This window comes from Spiroplasma sp. NBRC 100390, assembly GCF_001886495.1.
Taxonomy (GTDB): domain Bacteria; phylum Bacillota_I; class Bacilli_A; order Mycoplasmatales; family Mycoplasmataceae; genus Spiroplasma.
In genome coordinates this window covers 290,674-312,313 of the sequence record NZ_CP018022.1, presented here as the reverse complement: position 1 = coordinate 312,313, position 21,640 = coordinate 290,674, and the positions used below count along the sequence as shown (strand labels likewise).

Genomic DNA, 21,640 nt, shown 5'->3' with positions numbered 1-21,640 from the left:
TATATATTATTATTAAAATTTTTGTTATCATTATAGTAATAAATAAGATAATGGAGGGATCTTGATGGCAGACCGCGATATTTCAAAAAAAAGAACATATGTTAACACTGACTTGTGTATTTCTTGTGGAAGCTGCATTATGATTGATGAAACCGAAACATTCTTTATGGATGATGATGGTTTTGCAAATACAACAGAAAATGATCAAGAACTAGTTGAAGCTCAAATGGTTTGCCCAACTGCTGCCATTTTTATTAAAACATTAGAAGAATTTAAAGAAAATCGTAAGAGTAGTCTTGATACTGATTAAAAAATGTTTTATAACTATTTATAAAACATTTTTTAATAATTATTTTCTTGCCGAGCAAAATTTATTTTATTTTTCTTATTATATGCTGTAATTAAATCAGCTTCAGTAAATTTTAATTGTTCAGCAATAATTAAATATTGATTTAAAACTTGAAAATAAGTTTTAATTGTTTGTTTTTTAATTAATTTGGCACAAGCAGTAAAACATTCTAAATACAGTTTTGTTAAACTAATTGTCTTACCAAAATATTTATTTTGATAATGAAATTTATTAAAATCAACTTGTAAACTACTACTAATACTAATTAAAAAATGAATTCCATCAATATATTCTTCTAATAAAATATCTTGCTCTGAAGCTGGTTTAATACTTCAATATTTAAAATCCCGTTGTTCATTAATAAATTCTGCTAATTCAACTAAAAAAGCTAAAATTCGTTTATCTAAAGTTTGTTCATCATTTAACTTAAATTTTGTCAAAATATGATGATCTAGTTTTTTTTGATTTTCAAGTAAATATGCAAAAGTTGTGTTACTTAACATTTTTATTGGCCTCCTGTTCTGTTCTAATTTTATTTAAAATTGTTTTTGCTTTCGGAATTTTATCATATTTTTTAACAACTTCCCCCGTTAAGGAAGCAATAATACGTTCTGAAGCAAATGGATCGCGAGGATCATAAATTCATGCATTATCAAAAACTGTTGTCACCTTTTCTTCGCCCATTGTTCCAATAACAATAGCATGAAAACGATTACGTCTTTTTCTTAATACTTTAATTTTTTCAATAATATCAGATGATAAATCCGAAGTCATAAAGTCACTAATTACTAATAAATCAGCATTAAAATATTCATTACTATCCATTACCGTTAAAGTATGTTGCAGCGCTGGTTCAACATCCGTATCACCACCAAAACTTTTTGATAAAAAATCAATTAACTTTGGAACAGAATCTTTTAGTTGCGATAAATTATAAACATCTAAACTTTTTGAAAAATTAATCATATAACATGGGCGGTGTTCTGATAAAGCAATTTTAGCAATTGCCAACGCCAAGGCCTTAGCAATTTGTTCAGGACTACCTCGCATTGAAGAGGATGTATCAATTGATAACACAATTGGTCCTTTTTCTTCAGGAACATATGATTCAACTGTAGTTAATTTAATTTGCTCTTTTGGAACTTTATCTTGTGATAAGAATTCAAATGTTGTTAGTTTTCCTTCAATATATTTCTTATAAAAAATATATTTTAAAACAGGATCGCGTAGTAAAACTAATTCGGCAGGAAACATATGTTCTAAATCTTTTGATTCAGTAGCACCAATAATCTCTTCTGGTGATGAACCGACTGGTTTTCATTCATAGTCCATCACAATTTCTTCTAAAATTCGCTGTTCAATTAAATTACTTTCGCCTTGATAACGCCCTAATAAAGTTGCAATCTCCATAATTGCCGGGTTACTTTCTAAAAATTTAGCAAACTTATCAATTGCTGTCATATCAACACCCGGTTTCAATAATTGGATTGGATCTCACATTTTTCCAAAAAAATTTCATACTGTTTTTAACAAACTACTAGCTTTATTATAAATTGCAAGTTTATTATATAAATCTTGCATAAATTTATTACGTAACTCTTCAATTTTAGCAAAACGATAATCATTAATTCTTTTAATCAAAATAGATTCTCATATACCAACAAAATCTCGAAATAACATATTCGGATTATTATTTTTTTTATTAAATTCATAACGATAATAATTTAGTCGATCATAAAACGGTGAATTAACTTTAAATAAAAAATCCTGTGTTGAAGCATAATTCTTTTTTAAACCCTCATACCCGTTAACCTTAATTCAATGAAATAAATAAATTTCCTTTTCAATATTCGGGGTTAATTTAATTTTCATAATTTCATCTTCAATTTTTTGATCATAAAAATTATTAATTTCTTGGTCAAAAATATCACTTAATCATCGATTTGATTTTTTTAGCAGAGCAAAATTTGGACTAGCTAAATCCGTCTTTTTTAATTCTGTTAATTTTTCCGCTAATTTAACTCCCGTTTTTTGCTCTAAATATGGATTCATAGTGAATACTCCTTTGTTTCACAAAATTAATTTTTAACTAAATTTGATAAACTTCCAGAATTAGGTTCTGTGTTATCTCTTGAACGATAATCAACATCAACAATATCCTCATTAAAGTTTAATTTATCATCATTAAAAGCATTATTAACTGCTAAAACAAAACGGTCTTTAAAAAAGATACAATTTAATTCTAATAAACGGTCTTTTTCATCAGGAAAAGCAGTTGCTAAACTATCAATTTCACGTTCAACTGCTAAAATTCTTTTCTCAAGTTTTGAATTATTGTCTTCTACTTTTGAATTTTTAATTTCAACTCTAATTTCTTCATCTGTTTTAATAACTTTAAAAGTACTATCATTCACATAACTAATTTCAGTTTGTAACACATCAACCATATTATCTAAATCTTCTCCATAATATAATTCAACTAATGTCGGTTGCGTTTTGTTATGACGAGCATCAATCAAATCTTCAACGCGAATAAAGCAAATTGGGTATTGTTGATTTTTTCAAAGAATCCGATGGAAAGTTCCTTGTAATTTTCCATCAAAAACATCTAAATACTCACTTTTACGACTATTAACTCCTTGAATATCTTCATATTGCGCTGATAATTCTTCTAATTCTTTACTTAAACGATTCTTTTTTTCACGAACATCGTAAGTTAAAGCATCTAAATAAAACTCATTAAAAATAGCATTATATTCTTCTTCTTGTTCTTCATCATCTCAAATACAATATGGAATAACTAATCAATCAGCCTTGTCAACTGTATCACGACCATTATAAAAAGCTGATGCCTTCATTAAATGAGCAATCTTTTTTCATCGACGATCAGAAATATAATATTCACCGTCAGTTGCAATATACATTGCTTTTCGAAACCGTGAAATAAAATCAAATGTTGACTGAGTTATTTTAACTTTATTAATTTCTTTTCGTCATACATCATATTCTTCATGCGTAATTTGTAAAGCTTCATCAACTTTAACATCTAATTCTGTTACTCCGGCAATCATATCATTAAAATTTGCTTCATCCTTTAAACCATGAGCAATATAACGAATAATAAAACGGTCATATAACGCCTCTAATCCTTGCCCTTCTGCTGGTAACTCATTTGACGCAGAAATCAATAATTTCATTGGAACTTTAATATCAACTCCAGCATTACGAAAAATCTTTTCATTAATAATTGTTAATAAAGTATTTTGAATTGAAGGTCCCGCCTTTCAAATTTCATCTAAAAAAACAATTTCTGCTGTTGGCAAATATTTATCAATTAATCGTTTATAGACTCCTTTTTGTAAATCCTCAATTGAAATTGGTCCAAAAATTTCCTCTGGAGTTGAAAAACGATTCATTAAATACTCAAAAATAGTTCCATTTTTAAAAGCATGTTTTAAACGTCGCGAAACTAATGATTTTGCAATTCCTGGTTTTCCTAAAAGAAAAATAGATTCCCCACTTAGCATTGCTAACATTGCTAAATTAAAAATTTCTTCTTTTTCATAAACATTTTGTTGTAACTGTTTTGTTAATTCTTCTAATCTTTCTGTAAGTGTCATCATTCTTCTTTCCTCCTTAAACTTCTAAATTAATTCTTCGTTTAACATCATCTGATTTAACAACTAACAGACATGCGCCAACAATTCAGATTGAGGTAATTACTAAAACTAAAACAATAAATATTAATAATCACTGGCTAACTGGTTCTGATGTGTTTGCTTTAATACTACCTAAGATTAATAAAGTCGCACATAGAATTTCAACAAATAGAAAGTACAAAATCGCTAACATAATATAGGCAATTGCCCAACCATAAACTGCTCCGGCAGTACGCGCCATCCCCATTGGAATAAAATACAATAAACTAAATAATAATGTAATAAATAAAAATCCATAACTTAAAATATCCTTAACATAAATATTAGCAAAAACCTTAATATTAGGATCAACATAGTTACTTAAAGCAATTAAGATTGCTTTTTGGCCAATAAAGTACGCCAAAGTAATTGCAAATACTTGACCAAGAACAATAAAACTACGCCCAACCCGTTCTAACGGACTATCTCAAAACATGCGACGTTGAGAAAAATCATTATTTTGTGTTGGTGAAACATAACTAAAACGCTTTTGTTCTTGTTTTGATAATTCTTTAACATCTTCCTCGTACTTTCGTCGTTCTTCCTCTGTATCAAGTAACTCTAAATCCGGAAATTTGCTCCCATATGTTGGCTTATTTTTATTCATTTTGAACCCCCTTTTGCTACATATTGAACCATATTGTTATTATTTTAGCATTTTTTCATAAATTTAAGCAATTAAATTACATTTTTCCTACTTTTCAACAACGAAAATATGTTGTATTATCCCATTAAAATATTTTGAACCGCCCATTGCTGTTACTTCAATATCATATCAATAGGTTCCTGGCGTTTGAAAAATATCACTATCATTTAGTCGCCTTCCATTTGTATCAGTGATAACAATTGTAAAATAATTAATAATATCATTAATATTATAACCATCCTTATTAATTGCTTCTTTTAATTGATTCATAATGATACTTATGACATTTTGAACAGAACTTCCAACTTTTTGAGCGCCAGGATTAGTCTTATCATAATATTTACTAATTGAAACAGGATTAACAATTAAATTAAAAGTTGCCATTCCTGTTACAACATTATCATTACCAAGGGCGGTAATTGTAATTGTTTTATTTCCTGTTCTCAATTTTATTAAACTATTTTCCGAAATCCCACTAATTCTAAAATCAGATTCATTTAAATTCAACCCTCTGCTTCGTGCTTGTGCTAAAATTCGCCTTTGAATTTCACGATATACATCCTGCTGAGTTCAAGAACTATCTACCACCAAATGTGATAAGGAAATAGCACTAATTGGAGCTGCTGTAACATGAATAACCCCTGTTTTAAAACTGCCTTGGTAATTTAAAGAATCTTTGGTTGCAACAATTGTTGCATTATATGTTCCCACTCGTAAATTAGTGTTATTATATCGTCCAACCCTGACTTCATTTACAGCAATATTAAAACTATTACTTCTTGAAATCTCAACTGGATAATTATCACCTGGTTGGCCACTCCCCGTTGGATGATTATGCTCTCATTCATTAGCAACTTGAGTAATTGTTTGTTGATAATCGTTATATAATTCTTTTGTACTATCCAAAGTTGTATACCTTTTTGACAAGGCAAAATTTGATTGTAAAACACTAAGACTGTTTTTATCAACTCCACGCGGGTCCTTCACAACTTTAGTTGGAATTTCATATTCATAAGATAAATCATAAAGATTCCCAATAGTTCCATCATATGAAAATTGTACCTTAATAATAATTTTGGGAAGACTTAAAAGTTTATCTTGATACACTTTATTATTATTTCCGCGTAACATCCCATTAATCGGTGGTTGTTTATTAAAACTTGTTCCCATAATTGTTGTGGCATTTGCCCCGACCCCAACTGTAATGTCTTTAACAATATTATTTATGTTAATATATTGGTTATTTAATTTTTCTAACAAATAACTTTTTAAACTTGTTTTAATTGCTGTAATTTTATTTGTTAAACGAAGATCAATTTCTCGTTCTGAATCATCATATTGAACATTTTCAATTACATCTTTAACATTATCAACTAAATTAAATTCCTGATAATTAATTGAACGATCAGTATAACTTTGTTGATCATAATACATTTTAGTTGGATCACGGTTAACTTTATCGGGAAGACCATTATTATTAATATTTAAAAACTGAATTAATACTTCATTATAAAAAATTTGGTGTTCAGAACCTCAGACATACTGACTAAAATCATTATTTTCATAATCAAAATTATCAGAAACATTATCCGATTCTAGTCCCATTTCTTTAATATAACCTTGGTAAGAATTAACCCGTTCATTCCGCATTGCACCATTTAAAAATGTTTGGTCAGTATTTCGATCATATAAATCATAACTATTTTTAACATTAGTAAAAGTTGGCATTTTAATTCCAATCTTAGTAAAAATATTTGCAATCGCCCCATAATTATTGCGATGATAATCAAAAAGACTAGCACCAAATTGTTGTAAAGAATTAAATTTTTTAGAATTATATTTAACATTTAAGACTAAATTACTCGCAGAAGGGTTATCGGTAATTGCGGCAAATGGGGCTCCATCTTTATTAACAACTTGTTCATTAATAATAATACTATTATCATCTTTTGCCATTGGATAATATTCTGTTAAAAGAGCATTTAAAATTGTTTCATTGCTAGTATCTAATGCAATCCCATATTTCTGAACTAACATAGCAATCTTACTATTACTCATTAAATTTAACATTTGACTTAAATTTAATCATGTTGGCGTTGTGGCTTGCGTCGTATCATATGTATAATCAAATGTTTTGTTTAAATCAACATAATAACCAACATTATCAGTTCCAATTAATTGCAAAGCAAATCTAATTTTATAAGTAAACAATCCACGATCTTTATCAACCGGTGTAACTGTTACTAAACCATATTTATCATCATCATTATAGGGATAAGTTAAAATTTTTGGTCGTAAAATTAAATTTAACCGATTTCCTTGATAAATTATTTGTGTTCCCGATAAAATTGCCCCTGTTCCTTGTAACATTGTTTCAACAATACTTAGATTATTTTTAATTCAATCCTTTTTTGCAAAAATTTCTTGAATAATTTTAATATTATCTAGATTAGCATAAATATCAATCCCATCTTTTTCACCAACATTAAAAGAAACATAGGTTGGTAAATGTTTTGGATCTGGATCACCATTAAGATCAATTAATGGTTTTGATAATTGTAAATTTATCATTCTTGTAATTTTATTATCTAATAAAGTAGCATTAGCTCACGGATTTTTATTATGATAAGAAGAGGGCGCAACAACTGAATAAATAACACCACCCAAACCAGCCGCAATCGCAACTGTTCCAATAATGGCAAAAATCTTTAAATTGGTTTTTCGTGATAATTTACGTCGAATTGGTGATGATGATTTTAAAATATTGTTAGTCTTATCTTCTTTTATCATTAATAATCTTTGCTCCTATCTATATTAATCGTTTTTTTACTTTTCTTTAAGCTCTTTTGAATTTGTTTCTGGCTTTTTTTCTTGTTGTTCTAAAACTGGTTTTTGAACATAAATCCGTTGTTTTTTTTCCTTTAAATTATTTAAATTATATTTTTCTTTATTATACTTAATTGTTTCTAATTCAACAAGATGTTGTCGTTCTTGTTCTAATGTAACTAGTTTTGTTTCAACTTTCTTCACTTGTTCCTCATCTGCTAAGTATTCAAATTGTTTTCGTAAAACTCATTGTTTTTTAACTTCTCGTCACAATAAAACATATGAAGGAAAAATCACCAAAATACAAACACTAATCAAGGTAAAAGTAACAATAAAATAATTGTTAATTGTATTAAACATTCCAATATAAGTAACTCCTAAAACAAAACAAACAACATAATATACAATAGCAAAAACAGTGGAAATAATAATTCAACTTTTAAAACTAGCAGCTCTTTTTAACTTAAGATATGGCAAACCAATAAAACAAAAGAAAAAGAATGCACAAACAAGGCCAGCAACACCAGCAATAATGTAATGAATTTCATAGGTTCGATGTGAAATAACACCTGTTAAATTTTTAATATTATTGTAGGCCATTGCACAACCAGCACTAATAAAGTAACCCATAAAAGTACCTAAAATAGAAAAACCAATAATTAATAACCGAGCTGCAACTTCAACTCTAGTGTTTCATTGTAATGCTAATTCATCACGTTTTGAACTAATTTTTGTTAACATCCTAATCTCTCCTTATCCTCTTGTTGCACGAATTTGATTTGCTAATTCATTTTCTACCTTGCGTTGATATTTCTTACGGTTATTTTGTAAAGCCATACATCCAATTGTAAAACAAACAAGACAAGCAAGAATGATTCCTGGCAAAATAAAAGGGTTAATATTTAATCCAACAGCTGAACCTTTGACATAAAGGATCTGCAATACTGCAATTAAGAAGACGATTAGACAATTAATATTACCAACAATACTTACCACAATTGTTCAAATATGAACAGTTCGTAATGTTTGAGCAGTTAAAATTGGAATTGTTAAGAAAAAGAATGTTGCTACTCAGGAAATTGATAATAAAATAATTAAAGCAAGAACAATTGGCTGTCCAATCGCAACAATTGGTCCTGTAAAAGAGGTGTTTAATTTTGAAACCAAAGACATCAGGAATTGAGCAAGAACTTGGCTTAACGTTGGAATATAAATTAACGAAACAACAATTAATAGTAATTGGGCAAAAACAATCATTACTCGTGCTAAAGTTTCACCCCTTGTTGCAAAATAATATTTAGTTGCATCAACATTATACTGATACGGCAATGGTTTATTTTGCTTCTTTCGTTTTAATTCATATTCACCTAATGACTTAACTGTTTTATCAATGACAGTTTTATCTAAACTTTTCAATGACGCTGGTCGATTGTCTTCCACAAATTGAATTGTCTGAACCAGTTCTGGTGAAGTTTCACTTTTTGGCGATATTGTTTTTTCTTTTTCCATTTGACACCTTCCTATTCAACCACTTTTAATTGTGCTCTAAAATCTAAACTTTCCGCCATCGCAATATTAATTCGTTTTTGTTGTTGTCATGCTGAGAATCATAGTAAAAAACTACCCCAAAACAAAACTAATGTACAAACCCCAGCCATAATAACCCCAGGAAAATTTAAGCGAACTGGAATATAAAGATAAGCAACAACACTTATTGCTAACATTAATAAAGTAAAAAAAGAACCTAATGTAATAAAAATAATTCCTGTTAATTTTACTGTTTTAATATTACGAACAATTAACGTTGGAATAACAAAAACCAACGAAAAAATAATACCTAAAAGAGCAAGAATAATTGTCATCCCGCGAAAAACACCATCAGCAACACCGAAATTATTAAAAACAGCAGGAATTGGAAGATTACTAGTTGCAATCATTGCTAGTGAAGCTGACACAATTATAATAACCCCCAACATAATTCCTTGCCCAAGTAAAATCATAATACGACCAATAATTTCCATTGTATTATTAAAATACATTCGTGTTAAACGAATATCCTGGTCTTGTGAACTTGCTTTTGTTGTTCATTTGTCTGTTTTACTCATCAATACCACCTAAAATTATTACTTCCCTTTTATTTACAATGATTATAACATCTTCTCTAAAAAATACTATCCTCAAAAAATAAAAAAATTCTTCTAAGTTAGAAGAATTTTTATGGTTGATAAATAAGTTTTACTTTAAATTTAATTGTTCCTTCAAACACTGGAATCGATGCTTGAATTGTAATAGTTGATTCCTTAATAGTATCGGTTGTTGAAGGTAACACTAATTGGTTTAAGACTTCCTCTGTAAAAGCATTATAAACATTTAAATCTAACGGTACATTTGGGTATTTATTATGTAAAGCAGTATTTTTTGTAATGCCTTCATCTAATAATATTTGCATAATGTTTCCTAGCAAAGCAGTTTTTTCATCCTCAGTTGTTGGCAACTTATGAATAAAAATTGGCACTACTTTATTAGTTAAATCAATATCGCCAAAAGCAGTTGATGCTCCTGCTGTTAATTTAAAATTAACAGTTATCTTACCATCATAATTTGTTGGATTTCGTAACATCAAATCAAATTGTAAAACGAGTTCATTTCCTTGATTTGGGTCATAATTTTTAATTTCAGTGCCAATCATTGTTCCTAATTCTTTCACATTTCAATCAGCTTCATTTTTTGAAATTCCAAAAGTAGCCTCTTGCTGATCAACAAATGGTGGTTGTTTAATCACATCTTTTCAAATTTGTTGATTAAGGTAATACCCCTGGTCTCTTCATGTTTCTAATTTTGTTGCATTAAAACTATAATTTTTATTTGTCAAATCAATTGCTGAATCCGTTGTGATTGGATTATCAATCATTTTAATTTTTCCTTGAACAAGAATATCGACATCACGACCAGAACCATCTTCTTGATTACCAAGAATTGAAATAACATAAGGCGTTCAATCACCACTGCGTTCTGTTGCTTCCAATGCCCGTTTTAAATCATCTTTTCGTTCAATTCTAAAATTACTTAATTGTTTTGATAAATTAGGTCCCCATTCTGACGTATTAATAACATTATTTCAAACTAAATTTAACACTGAATCAACGGTATGATTATCTTGACGAACTAATAAAATTGAATCAACTGGTAATAAACTAATAGCGGTTCCTTGATTAATTAACTCAACTTCAATTGCAATATCACCTCTAAACATTAAATTCGTATTAAGGTTAATCGCATTCAATGTCACAATTCTTGACCCACCGATGCTGGGTCAATTTTTAGTTAAGGTTGTTTCTCAACTTGTTACATCAAAGTCCTTTAATTCTGGACCATTTACTAAGTTTGCTTCTTGCATTGCCATTGTTCAAATATAGTCTTTATTAACATTTGGACGTTCTCTTTGCGTTACAACAACTGGCACGGTTAATTTAATTGTTGATGGTAATCAAATTGGATCTTTTGTCACATCCCCAACAACACGAATATAATGATGTGCCTTTTCATCTTTTGGCGTTGCTAAGAAGTTTAGATAAATAGTTTCTCCAACTGGTGGTTCTATCACACTACTTCAATCAATTAAATAATCATTTCGATTATTTGAAACTCTTGCATCATTTACAAAATATTTTTTAACTTCTATTCAAACTAAATCATATAATGCATCTGGTGGTAAATTATTTTGTTGTAATTTTAGGTTAACTCGCGCACGATAACTAATAACTTCTAATTTAACGGTAATTGTTCCACTATAAAATGTTGTTGGTGTATTAGCTTTACCATTATAAGTTGCAAGCATTTCAACATCTAAATTTTGGTTAAAAATTAATGGTAATTTAAACCCCGACATATCATAAGTATCATAACCCGTTGGTACATCTGGTTGAAGATTATTAACTGCTACTTTTCAAATATCTTGGTATAAGTTATCAATTGAATCATATTTTGTAATATCTCAAAGCTCATTTAACTGAATTGTTTGGCTAAGATCAATTGATGCCTTTTTAACCACAGTAAAATAAATACTGATTGAACCAATAAACGGAATATCTTTATCATCACGAACTGTTAAAACAACAAAACCATCTTGTGGTGTATTAGGGTTAACAGGCTTTGTTAAATTAGCGGAATCAGTAACCGTAAAAATATCCAATGTTACTCCCGACTGAATTCGTTGTTCTGTTTTTGCTTGTTCAAAAATTGAGTCAATAACAGGAACATTGTCATCAGTAACAATCACATTATTTGTTAAAGTAAATTCTGTTGCTAGATTCTCTTTCCCATTAATTTTTGAAGGTGAAGGTGTTCCACATGCTATCATACTAGCTGCTGAACTGCTTACCAAAACAGTTGCTGTTAAAAGTGCTAAAATTTTTCGCATTGAGAACATCTCTCCTTCCTTAAAAATATTTACTAATATGATTATACACTGTTTACTATCTTATTGGTAATTAATATTAAAACGGAAAGTAACCGCCTTTAAATCCTCTGGAACATTGCCACCTGCTTGTAATGTTAATTTAATATCACAGACAGTGAAAAGACTATAACGGTTTTCATCATTAGCAAGGATGTCATTGAATCATTCAAACAATGAACCAGCACTACTATGATAATTATTCAGAGGAGTAAATGTTATTTGATAATTATTTTCAAAGGCTGTCTCATATTGTCCTTTTGAAATACCATTAACAATATTTAAGTTATTACCTGCTACTTGAGCAATATTTTGAATAAATTCTCATGTTTGATCAATAACTTGATTCATCAACATTGCTTCAAATGCCTTTTGATCAAGACCAACATTTCGCACATCAATATTAATTTGATTTAACGGTCTTGTTGCACCATATAAATTAGCACTTCAATATTTTGTAAATAAAGCATTCCGTTTCTGTGGATCATCAATGGTATAGGCATCAGGATTTCCCGGATGAACTAAATTAGTAACTGAATGTAATGATGGTTGATCAATTGTTACAAACTCTGTTTCTAGCATCGGATTACCAAGAAAATCAATTACTAAATTTTTATTTTCTTGAATTGTTCGTTTAACGACAGTATAGTCACTCTTTTCAATAAAACCATATGATTGAAATGGTAAAATATTTCAATCATAAACCCATTTATATTTTGAATCATTAGGATTACTCAAAACATCTTCTTGTAAATCTTTAATAGCGGTTGCTAATGTCTCTTTACCATCTAAAACATCTCTTACTTGTTCACGAAGACGATTACCAATGATATTTTGAATTGTTTCATCTTTTGGCAAGAACATAAAATAAAATTGCTCTGGTTTAGTTACATCTAATCGTTTGGGTTGAATTAATCCATATCAATCTTTTCAATCATTTGGCACTAAATCTTCTGGTAAAACCAACCCACGGTTTTCTGATGTTTCTAAAACATTAATTAGAAAAATTAGTAACTGTGGAATATATTTACCACCAATATTAATGTCTTTTTTTGCTAATGGTCCGTTAAATTCATTATTTTTTTGATATGCTGATTGAATCACTCGATTCATATCAAACATATATCCAACAGTGTTAACAGAAACACCCGGTAAAATTTGATCTTGTGGATTAACACTTGAAATAGCAAAATTACTATATGGATTATAATCACCAATAAATTCTTTATCAGCACCTTTATTTTCACCATAAAAAGCAGTAAATTTTGTTTTGTAAGCCGCATAAACTTTATCATCTAATTCTAAACTATTATTGCTTCCATTTAACATAAGATTATTTGCTTGACTACCCAGAATTTTTGTCTGATTTTCTCAAATTGTTGGGTTCGGCTTATCTTTGTTCATTGTTTCTGCTGTTTTAAAATTTAAAAAATTTGACAAAAATCCTTCAATTCCAACAAAAAGAGTTGGCATTCAAATTAATGTTGATTGCTCTACACCTTTATACTTAATTTTTAAATACAACATATTTTTCATTAAATTTAGCTTATTTGTTTGAACATCAGCAAGTCCTAATGCTTTTGTTCCTTGCGGATTAGTATAAATATTTAAAATTTGAATTTGGTTATCATCCCCATATTTTCCTTTAAAAAAGATATTATTAGCAATATACATCTTTGGAGCATTTTGAAAAATAAAATTATAAGCATATTCTAATCTTAATGATGTTGCTTGAACTCGTGTTTGAGCAACACGACCAGTGTTTGGATCAGCGGGCAACTCATATGTCGCGAAAACAGGTGTTTTTTTCGTATTATCTCGGAGTTCTGTTTTAGCAAAATTAACTTGAAAATAATCCCCCGCCTCAAAATCTGGTAAAGGACCATCCGTTTGAATGCCACCATAACTTAAAATTTTTGCTAAAAATGACACAGCAAAATAAGATGAGGGAATCAAAACCGCAATATATAACAATGCACAAATTGCTGCAATTCATCCTTTTTTTCGCGAAGCAACAGTAACATTTTTAGTTAATTTATTAAGTTTATCTCAACTTCCTGGTTTTTTTGCCATTAGTCTCTTCCTTAATTCCCCTTTATATAACCCACTTGCTATAATGGATTTATTATAGCAAAATTAAGAATAAATGCAATTAAAGATTAAATCAGTTTTTTTAATCTTAATTAATTTTTTTAAATGTAAACTGTTATAAAGGGGAACAAATCAACTCAGAAGGAAGCTATTTTTTTAATGTCTAGATTATTCAATAAGTAAAAAAACATATGCTATACTTTTTACGATTAAATAGAAATTACAAAAACATATGAACTAAAAACATTTTACCCTAGAAAAACATAACATTTTAAATTGCAAAATAATAAAAAAAAGTTACCTTTTGTAACTTTAAATATGAATAGCATGTCCTTCTAATCCATGGGCAACTTCCATTAAAACTTCTGATAAAGTTGGATGCGGATGAATTGCTTTTCCAAATTCATGAATTGTTCCTTCTGTTTCCATACAAACAGTAATTTCTGAAATCATATCAGTTGCTGTTGCAGCAATAATATGTGCTCCTAAAATTTCACCATATTTTGGTTCACATAAAATTTTAACAAACCCATCAGTTTCACCATCAGCTAATGCTTTTCCATTAGCTGATAAGGGGAATTTAAAGGCTTTATAAGCAATTTTGTCTTTAATCGCTTGTTCTTCGGTAATCCCAACTGTTGCAACTTCTGGAAATGAATAAATACATGATGGAATTCGATTATAATTCATTTTTTCATTTTGTCCTTTAATATTGTTAATTACTAAAAGTCCTTGTGCTGAAGCAACATGGGCTAACATTGCTCTTCCAACAACATCCCCAATGGCATAAACGCCCGGTAAATTAGTACGGCATTGATCATCAACTTCAATATTTTTTCGTTCACCAATTTTTAAACCAATATTCTCAAAACCAGTTGTAACAGGTACACGCCCAACTGATACTAAACAATAATCAGTTGCTAATTTAACTTCTTTGCCTTCACTATCATCATAAATAACTGTTTTACCTTTAATTTCTTTAATTTTAACAGATGTTTCAATTTTAACTTTATTTTTAATTAATAGTTTTGTTAACTCTTCACGAATATCTTTATCTAACATTTCTAAAATTGTATCTAAACCTTGTAAAATTGTTACTTCTGTTCCTAAACGACGATACAAACACGCAAATTCAATTCCAATAACACCACCACCAATAATTGCTAGTTTTTTTGGAATTTTTGGTAATGATAAAGCTTCTGTTGATGAAATAACATAACCTTCTTTTTCCGCTTGCTCAAATCCTGGTAATGGTAAATTACGTGAAACACTTCCTGTTGCAATAATTAAATTTGTACCTGTATAACGTTTTCCCGCTACTTCAATCGTATTTTTATCAATTGCTTTAGCTTCACCTTTAACTAGGTCCACCTTATTTTTTTTCAATAAGAATTCAACCCCTTTTGTTAATTGCGTTACCACCTTTGCTTTTCGTTCCTGCATTTTGATTCAATTTGGGGCAACTTCTGTCATTTTTGAAATATCAATCCCATAAGTATCAGCATGACCAATTAAATCATAAACTTTACTACTTTTTAATAACGCTTTTGTTGGAATACAACCAACGTTTAAACAAACACCACCATAATATTCTTTTTCAATAATTAATGTTTTTAAACCTTCTTGGGCTGCTTTAATTGCCGCAACATATCCACCCGGACCAGCTCCGACAACAATTACATCATATTTATTTTCCATCTCATGACCTCTTCTCTTACAATAATAATAAAGCCGGTGATTCTAATAATTCAGTTACCCGTGCTAAAAAGCGTCCACCATCAGCACCGTCAATTAAACGATGATCAATTGTTAATGACAATGGTAAGATTGAACTAACCTCAACTTCATTGTTACTATTAATAACTGGTGTTTTTTTAATAATTCCAACACCTAAAATTGCAACTTCTGGAAAGTTGATAACTGGTGTTGCTAATTCAATTCCAGCTGAACCAAAATTTGTAATTGTAAAAGTTCCATCTTTCATTTCATCTGGTTTTAATTTACGTTCACGTGTTTTTGATGCTAAATCATTAACCATTTTACCAATTTGCATTATATTTAATTGATCAACAGCTTTAACAACGGGAACCATCAACCCTGTTGGGGTATCAGTTGCCATCCCAATATTATAGTAATCTTTAAAAATAATTTCTTGTTGTTCTTGATCGTATGATGAATTTAAGATTGGAAAATCTTTTAACGCAATGGCACATGCTTTCATAAAGAAAGGCATATAAGTTAATTTAACTCCTTGCTTTTCTGCTTGTCCTTTTAATTGTGTTCTAATTCCAATTAATTTTGTAACATCAATATTTTTCATTAATGTTGTTTCAGCAATAACTGTTTTTGACAATGTCATTTGTTTAGCAATTGCCTTACGAATTGGTGACATTGGCTCACGACGAACAGCTCCTGTTGCATTAATTTTTGGAATTTCAATTGGCATTGCCGATAATGATGGCCCAGTTGCTGCGGCGCCACCACCTTGTGCTAAATCAACTTTCATAATCTTACCGTTTGGTCCTGACCCTTGAATTTTTGTTAAATCAATCTTTAAATCAGCAGCCATTTTTCGCACAAGTGGTGTTGATAAGACATTGCTGTTATTCCCACTATTAGCATCATTGCTGCTTGGTAAATGACGAGGAGCTAAAACAGTATTGGAAATTGGCACTGCACCAACGACTCCAGCCGCTTTTTCTTCTTCTGCTGGTGCTGCTGCTGGTTGTGCTGGAGCAGGGCTATCAGCACTATCTGCTCCACCATCATCAATTTCAACCACAACATCGCCAACATAAATTGTGTCACCAACATTCATGTTAATCTTGCTAACGATTCCATCACATGGAGCGTAAATTTCGGTGTTAACTTTATCTGTTTCAACAGCAAACATTTCATCTCCATCTTTAATTTTATCGCCAACTTTAATCATAATATTAGCAACTTTCCCTTCGGTTAATCCTTCTCCGATATCTGCAAATTTAAATTTAACCATTTTTCTTACAACTCCTATCTAAAATTGGTAGTTAATTAATTCTTTAATTTTAACTGCAATTTTTTGTACTGATGGTTGATGATAATGTTCTCCACGATCAAACGGAATAATAATATCATAACCTGTTACCCGTCCAGCGGGTGCTTTTAAATATTCAAAGCAATTTTCATTAACCGTTGTAATTACTTCTGCGGCAACCGAAAATGAACGAACAGCTTCATGTACAACTAAAATACGACCAGTTTTTTTAACTGATTCAATAACCATATCACGATCTCATGGTTGAATTGTTCGTAAATCAATTAAATCAACATTAACATTGACTCCTTCTTCTTTTAGTTGCGCTAAGGCCTTTTCACATTCTCCAACCTGTGCCCCATAAGTAACAATTGTTAAATCATCACCTTCTTGAATTTTATAACCTTCCCCAATTGGTAAAGTATAATATTCATCAGGAATTTCTTGTTTAAAAGCACGATAAATTTTTGTTGGTTCTAAAAAGATTACTGGGTCTGGTGATTCAACAGCAGCTAATAATAATCCTTTCATATCATAAGGGGTAGCAGGAATAATTACTTTTAATCCTGGGTTGTGAGAAAACATTGCTTCCATTGCTTCAGAGTGATGTTCTAGGGCACGAATTCCTCCCCCCATTGGCATACGAACAATTAATGGACAAGTAAAACGTCCGCGTGAACGATTACGCATACGTGCAACATGCGTAAAAAGTTGTTGTAAAGCAGGATATGAAAATCCCTCAAATTGCATTTCAACAATTGGTTTCATTCCATTAATAGCCATTCCAACGGCACTTCCAACTAAAGTTGCTTCGGCAATTGGCGCATCAAAACAACGGTCTTCACCATATTTTTCTTGTAATCCAACTGTTGCTCGGAAAACTCCCCCTTCAAATCCAGCGTCTTCTCCATACACAACAACATTTTTGTGTTTTTCCATTGCTAAATCTAAAGCATGTGTTAATGCTTGAATATTATTTACAACTGCCATTAGTGATGTCCTCCTTTACTTGGATATTTTGCAAAAAATGCTTCTGCTTCTTGGTATTGTTCTTCTAAGAATTTTGGCATTTCAGCATATGTATAAGCAAAAATATCACGAATTGAAACATTATTGTTTTCTTCAACTCAAGCAAATTCACCTTTAATAAATTTATCTTGCTCAGCATCTAATGCTTCTTGTTCTTTTTCTGATCATTTTTTTTGGGCAATTAAGTATGCTTTTAAACGAATTAAAGGGTCTTTTTTCAAGGCTTCTTCGTGCAATTTTTCATCACGATAAACTTTTGGATCATCAGCTGATGAGTGGGCTCCTAAACGATAAGTATTACATTCAATTAATGATGGTCCTTCACCTTTACGAGCAAAACTAATTGCTTCTTGAACAGCTCCATAAACAGCAAAAAAGTCATTTCCATCAACTAAAATATTGCGCATACCAACAGCAACTCCTTTAACAGCAAAGTTAATTGCTTTTGTTGCTTTTCGACGTGGGGTTGAAATGGCATATTGGTTATTTTCAACAATAAAGATTGCTGGAACTTCATGTAACTGAGCAAAGTTAATTGCTTCATAAAATTCTCCTTCTGATGTACCTCCATCACCGGTTGTTGTAATAGCAACACCATCACGTTTATTATACTTTTCGGCAAATGCTAAACCAGCTGCATGTGAATATTGTGTTGCAATCGGAATATTTACCGGCAAAGTATTAACCCCTTCTGGCATTTTACTTCCCATTTCATTTCCACATCAATATAACATAATGTTTCGCATTGGAACACCAGTTGCTAATCAAGCAGCATTATTTCGGTAAGCTGAAGAAAATCAATCTTTTCCTTTAATAATTTGCATTCCATACGCTACTTCTGTTGCTTCTTGTCCTGTCGAAGATAAAAACGATAACATTCGCCCTTGACGTTGAATTTTATTTTGAAAATCATCTTGGCGGCGTGATAAACACATTAATTTATACGCGGTTAAAACTTCATCATCGCTAATTTTTGGCATCAATTCTGGTTTAACAATTTTTCCTGTTGCATCCATAATTTGAAGCATTTCATTTTTTAACGAATTAAACTTGTCAAAATACATTTTTAATTCCATCCTTCCTGTTTTATTGTAACTTGTTAATTAAAAATAACATCTAAGATTTCTTGTGTTTCAAATTTTTCCCCAAAAATTTCTTTAATATTAATTTTTAATAATTCTTCTTTAATTTTATCCGGGCTATATTCGCAACCTGTTAAAATCGTTTCAAGGTGGTTTGTACCACCTGAGCCTAAAAAATCACCATAAAATTTAATATTTGTAATTTTTCCTTCATTAACACTTAAACGAACATCAACAGTTCCTTTTCCTTCATAACGGATCTTATTTTGATAACTAAATTCTGGTGAATTACCAAAGTTTCAGTTTCATGTTCGATATTTTTCATCAGCTAATTCATTAGCGGCAGTAATAATATCGGGTGGCAAATCAACCACGGTTGTTCCTTGGGCTAATAGTTCTTTTGTAATAAAATCCATAAATTGATCAATTGTAATATCTGTCTCTAACAATGGGCGAATATTTGTTACGCGCGCTGGAATTGATTTAATTCCTTTTGAAACAATTTTACTCTGATCAACATTCAAATATTTCTGCATCTTACTTAAATCAACATCAAACAAAAATGTCCCATGATGTAATAAGCGATCTTTATATTTTATTTGAGCATTTCCAGAAATTTTTTTACCATCAATTTCAATATCATTTTTACCGGCAAACTTAGCATTTAGACCAAGTTTTTGTAAAACATTGATAATAGGTTGCAAAATACTTTCATAATTTTTTGCGATTTCATCATTTTTATCAACAATGATGGAAAAACATAAATTCCCATCATCTTGATAAACAGCTCCTCCCCCAGTAATCCGTCTAACAACATTTACTTTATCAGTTTCAACTGCTTGTAAATTAATTTCTTCAATGGTATTTTGGTTTCGACCAATTACAATTGTATTAGAATTTTTTCACAAAAAGAAAATATTGTCGTTAATCTCACTTTTTAAAAGATATTCATCTAAAGCCAAATTAAAATAGACATCCGTTGAAGGATTTTTAAAACAAATCATAGTTATTTTTTAAAGTAATTTAAACCTAATACCTCTAATGCTGGTAAAGTAATAAAGTTATATGGTTTATTAAAGTGTGGCAAGAAGAAAATATCAACTAATGGCAATTCATCAATTGTAACTCCTTTCATAATAGCTAATGAAAACATATACATAACTTCTGTATGATTAGCTACTGAACCAACTTGTGCTCCAATAATTTTTCTTGTTTTTTTATCCCAAAGAATTTTGATTAAAACTTCTTGATAAGATTCCATAAATTCTGGACGATCATTATCCGTAAAAGTAATTTGTTCATAATCAAAACCAAGATCTTTAGCAACTGTTTCTGTTACTCCTGTTGAAGCTAATGCTCAACCAAAAACATTAATTGCATTTGAACCTTGGAATCCTGGTGAGGCTAAACCTTCTGGTTTTAAAGCATTAACAGCAGCAATAACTCCTGTTCGAACAGCATTTGTTGCTAAAGCAATATATGCTGGTGCTTTTTTAGCATTATCATAAACTTCAACACAATCTCCAATTGCAAAAATATTTGGATCTGAAGTTTTCATATATTGATCAACCATAATTGCAGCATTTTTATCTAAATCAACAACACCATTTAAAATTTCTGTTGCAGGTTTAAATCCAACCGATCAAATTACTAAATCAGCATCATATGAACCTTTATCGGTTACTACCTTTGTTACCTTGTTATTATTTCCTTCGAATTTAACAACTTTTTCGCCACCACGTAAATTAACGCCTGCTTCACGCATTGCGTTTTCAACTTTATCAGTAAATGGTTTATCGTAATAACGCGGCATAATACGATCTGAAATATCAACTAGGGTTACATTTTTTCCTTTTTGGTGAAAAGCATCAACTAATTCAACGCCAATGTATCCTGCTCCACACACAACCACATTTTTAATATTTTTATCATCATTTGCTTTTTTTACCAATTCCCCATGTTGGTATCATTTAACAATATGCACACCTTCTTGATTAATACCCTCAATTGGTGGAATGATTGGCCATGAACCAATTGCTAAAATCAATTTATCATAATTGTCTTCAAATTCTTTACCAGTTTTTAAATCTTTAACACGAATTTTTTGACCTTTATTATCAATTGATAATACTTCATGTTCCATGTTTACTTTAATACCTTCACTTTGCAAAATTTCTGGTGAAGCATAAAATAAACCTTTTGGATCTTTTACCTCTCCTGAAACTCATAATGCAATTCCACATCCCAAAAACGAAATATTGTTGTTTTTATCATAAGTAACAATTTCTGCTTTAGGGTCTAATCTTCTTAGGGTTCTAACAGCAGTTGTCCCCGCATGATTAGTTCCGACTACAATAACTTTCATTTATATTCTCCTTCTCTGTTCTCATAGTATTTTTAGTTTTTTCGATATAACTAACTAAAAAAATGCCCATAGTTATATGTTAAAC

Annotated in this window: 17 protein-coding genes; 1 reads left to right on the top strand and 16 read right to left on the bottom strand. The window is 30.2% G+C overall.

What is annotated here, in order from left to right; translation table 4 throughout:
- The first annotated feature begins 64 nt into the window (after positions 1-64).
- Positions 65-310, top strand: coding sequence for a ferredoxin (locus S100390_RS01450; protein ID WP_070406531.1), 246 nt, complete (start codon positions 65-67; stop codon positions 308-310).
- 32 nt (positions 311-342) lie between these two features.
- Here S100390_RS01450 and S100390_RS01445 read toward each other — a convergent pair whose 3' ends face one another.
- From S100390_RS01445 to S100390_RS01370, 16 genes are all read right to left on the bottom strand, one after another.
- Entirely contained in the window at positions 343-852 is a 510-nt protein-coding gene (locus S100390_RS01445; RefSeq protein ID WP_070406530.1) for a dUTP diphosphatase, read from the bottom strand.
- Positions 842-2,401 (bottom strand): VWA domain-containing protein, encoded by a 1,560-nt coding sequence (locus S100390_RS01440; RefSeq protein ID WP_070406529.1) that lies wholly within the window; start codon positions 2,399-2,401, stop codon positions 842-844. Before S100390_RS01440 ends, S100390_RS01445 begins: the two co-directional genes overlap by 11 nt.
- A gap of 26 nt (positions 2,402-2,427) precedes the next feature.
- Entirely contained in the window at positions 2,428-3,972 is a 1,545-nt protein-coding gene (locus S100390_RS01435) for an AAA family ATPase (RefSeq protein WP_070406528.1), read from the bottom strand.
- A 13-nt stretch (positions 3,973-3,985) separates the two neighbouring features.
- On the bottom strand, positions 3,986-4,654 hold the full coding sequence (locus S100390_RS01430) for a hypothetical protein (RefSeq protein ID WP_070406527.1): 669 nt from the start codon (positions 4,652-4,654) through the stop codon (positions 3,986-3,988).
- Positions 4,655-4,741: 87 nt separating this feature from the next.
- A complete protein-coding gene (locus tag S100390_RS01425; protein ID WP_070406526.1) occupies positions 4,742-7,483 on the bottom strand; it encodes a hypothetical protein in 2,742 nt (913 codons plus the stop codon).
- Positions 7,484-7,519: 36 nt separating this feature from the next.
- Positions 7,520-8,260: a hypothetical protein gene (locus S100390_RS01420; protein ID WP_070406525.1), complete on the bottom strand. Its 741-nt coding sequence runs from the start codon at positions 8,258-8,260 to the stop codon at positions 7,520-7,522.
- A 12-nt stretch (positions 8,261-8,272) separates the two neighbouring features.
- A complete protein-coding gene (locus S100390_RS01415) occupies positions 8,273-9,028 on the bottom strand; it encodes a hypothetical protein (RefSeq protein WP_070406524.1) in 756 nt (251 codons plus the stop codon).
- An 11-nt stretch (positions 9,029-9,039) separates the two neighbouring features.
- Positions 9,040-9,624, bottom strand: coding sequence for a hypothetical protein (locus S100390_RS01410; protein WP_070406523.1), 585 nt, complete (start codon positions 9,622-9,624; stop codon positions 9,040-9,042).
- A 110-nt stretch (positions 9,625-9,734) separates the two neighbouring features.
- Positions 9,735-11,939 (bottom strand): hypothetical protein, encoded by a 2,205-nt coding sequence (locus S100390_RS01405; RefSeq protein WP_070406522.1) that lies wholly within the window; start codon positions 11,937-11,939, stop codon positions 9,735-9,737.
- Positions 11,940-11,999: 60 nt separating this feature from the next.
- Positions 12,000-14,048, bottom strand: a complete 2,049-nt coding sequence (locus S100390_RS01400; protein WP_070406521.1) for a hypothetical protein — start codon at positions 14,046-14,048, stop codon at positions 12,000-12,002.
- Positions 14,049-14,378: 330 nt separating this feature from the next.
- Positions 14,379-15,764: a dihydrolipoyl dehydrogenase gene (gene lpdA / locus S100390_RS01395; RefSeq protein ID WP_070406520.1), complete on the bottom strand. Its 1,386-nt coding sequence runs from the start codon at positions 15,762-15,764 to the stop codon at positions 14,379-14,381.
- A 16-nt stretch (positions 15,765-15,780) separates the two neighbouring features.
- Positions 15,781-17,061 (bottom strand): dihydrolipoamide acetyltransferase family protein, encoded by a 1,281-nt coding sequence (locus S100390_RS01390; RefSeq protein ID WP_070406519.1) that lies wholly within the window; start codon positions 17,059-17,061, stop codon positions 15,781-15,783.
- Positions 17,062-17,079: 18 nt separating this feature from the next.
- Positions 17,080-18,069: an alpha-ketoacid dehydrogenase subunit beta gene (locus S100390_RS01385; protein ID WP_070406518.1), complete on the bottom strand. Its 990-nt coding sequence runs from the start codon at positions 18,067-18,069 to the stop codon at positions 17,080-17,082.
- The gene (pdhA, locus tag S100390_RS01380; protein ID WP_070406517.1) at positions 18,069-19,172 is read right to left on the bottom strand and encodes a pyruvate dehydrogenase (acetyl-transferring) E1 component subunit alpha; all 1,104 of its coding nucleotides are present in this window, start codon (positions 19,170-19,172) and stop codon (positions 18,069-18,071) included. Before pdhA ends, S100390_RS01385 begins: the two co-directional genes overlap by 1 nt.
- Positions 19,173-19,207: 35 nt before the next feature.
- Complete coding sequence (locus S100390_RS01375; RefSeq protein WP_070406516.1) at positions 19,208-20,194, bottom strand: lipoate--protein ligase; 987 nt, start codon at positions 20,192-20,194, stop codon at positions 19,208-19,210.
- 2 nt (positions 20,195-20,196) lie between these two features.
- Positions 20,197-21,555 carry an FAD-dependent oxidoreductase gene (locus tag S100390_RS01370; protein ID WP_070406515.1) on the bottom strand — a complete coding sequence of 453 codons (1,359 nt, stop codon included), beginning with the start codon at positions 21,553-21,555 and terminating at the stop codon, positions 20,197-20,199.
- Positions 21,556-21,640: the final 85 nt, after the last annotated feature.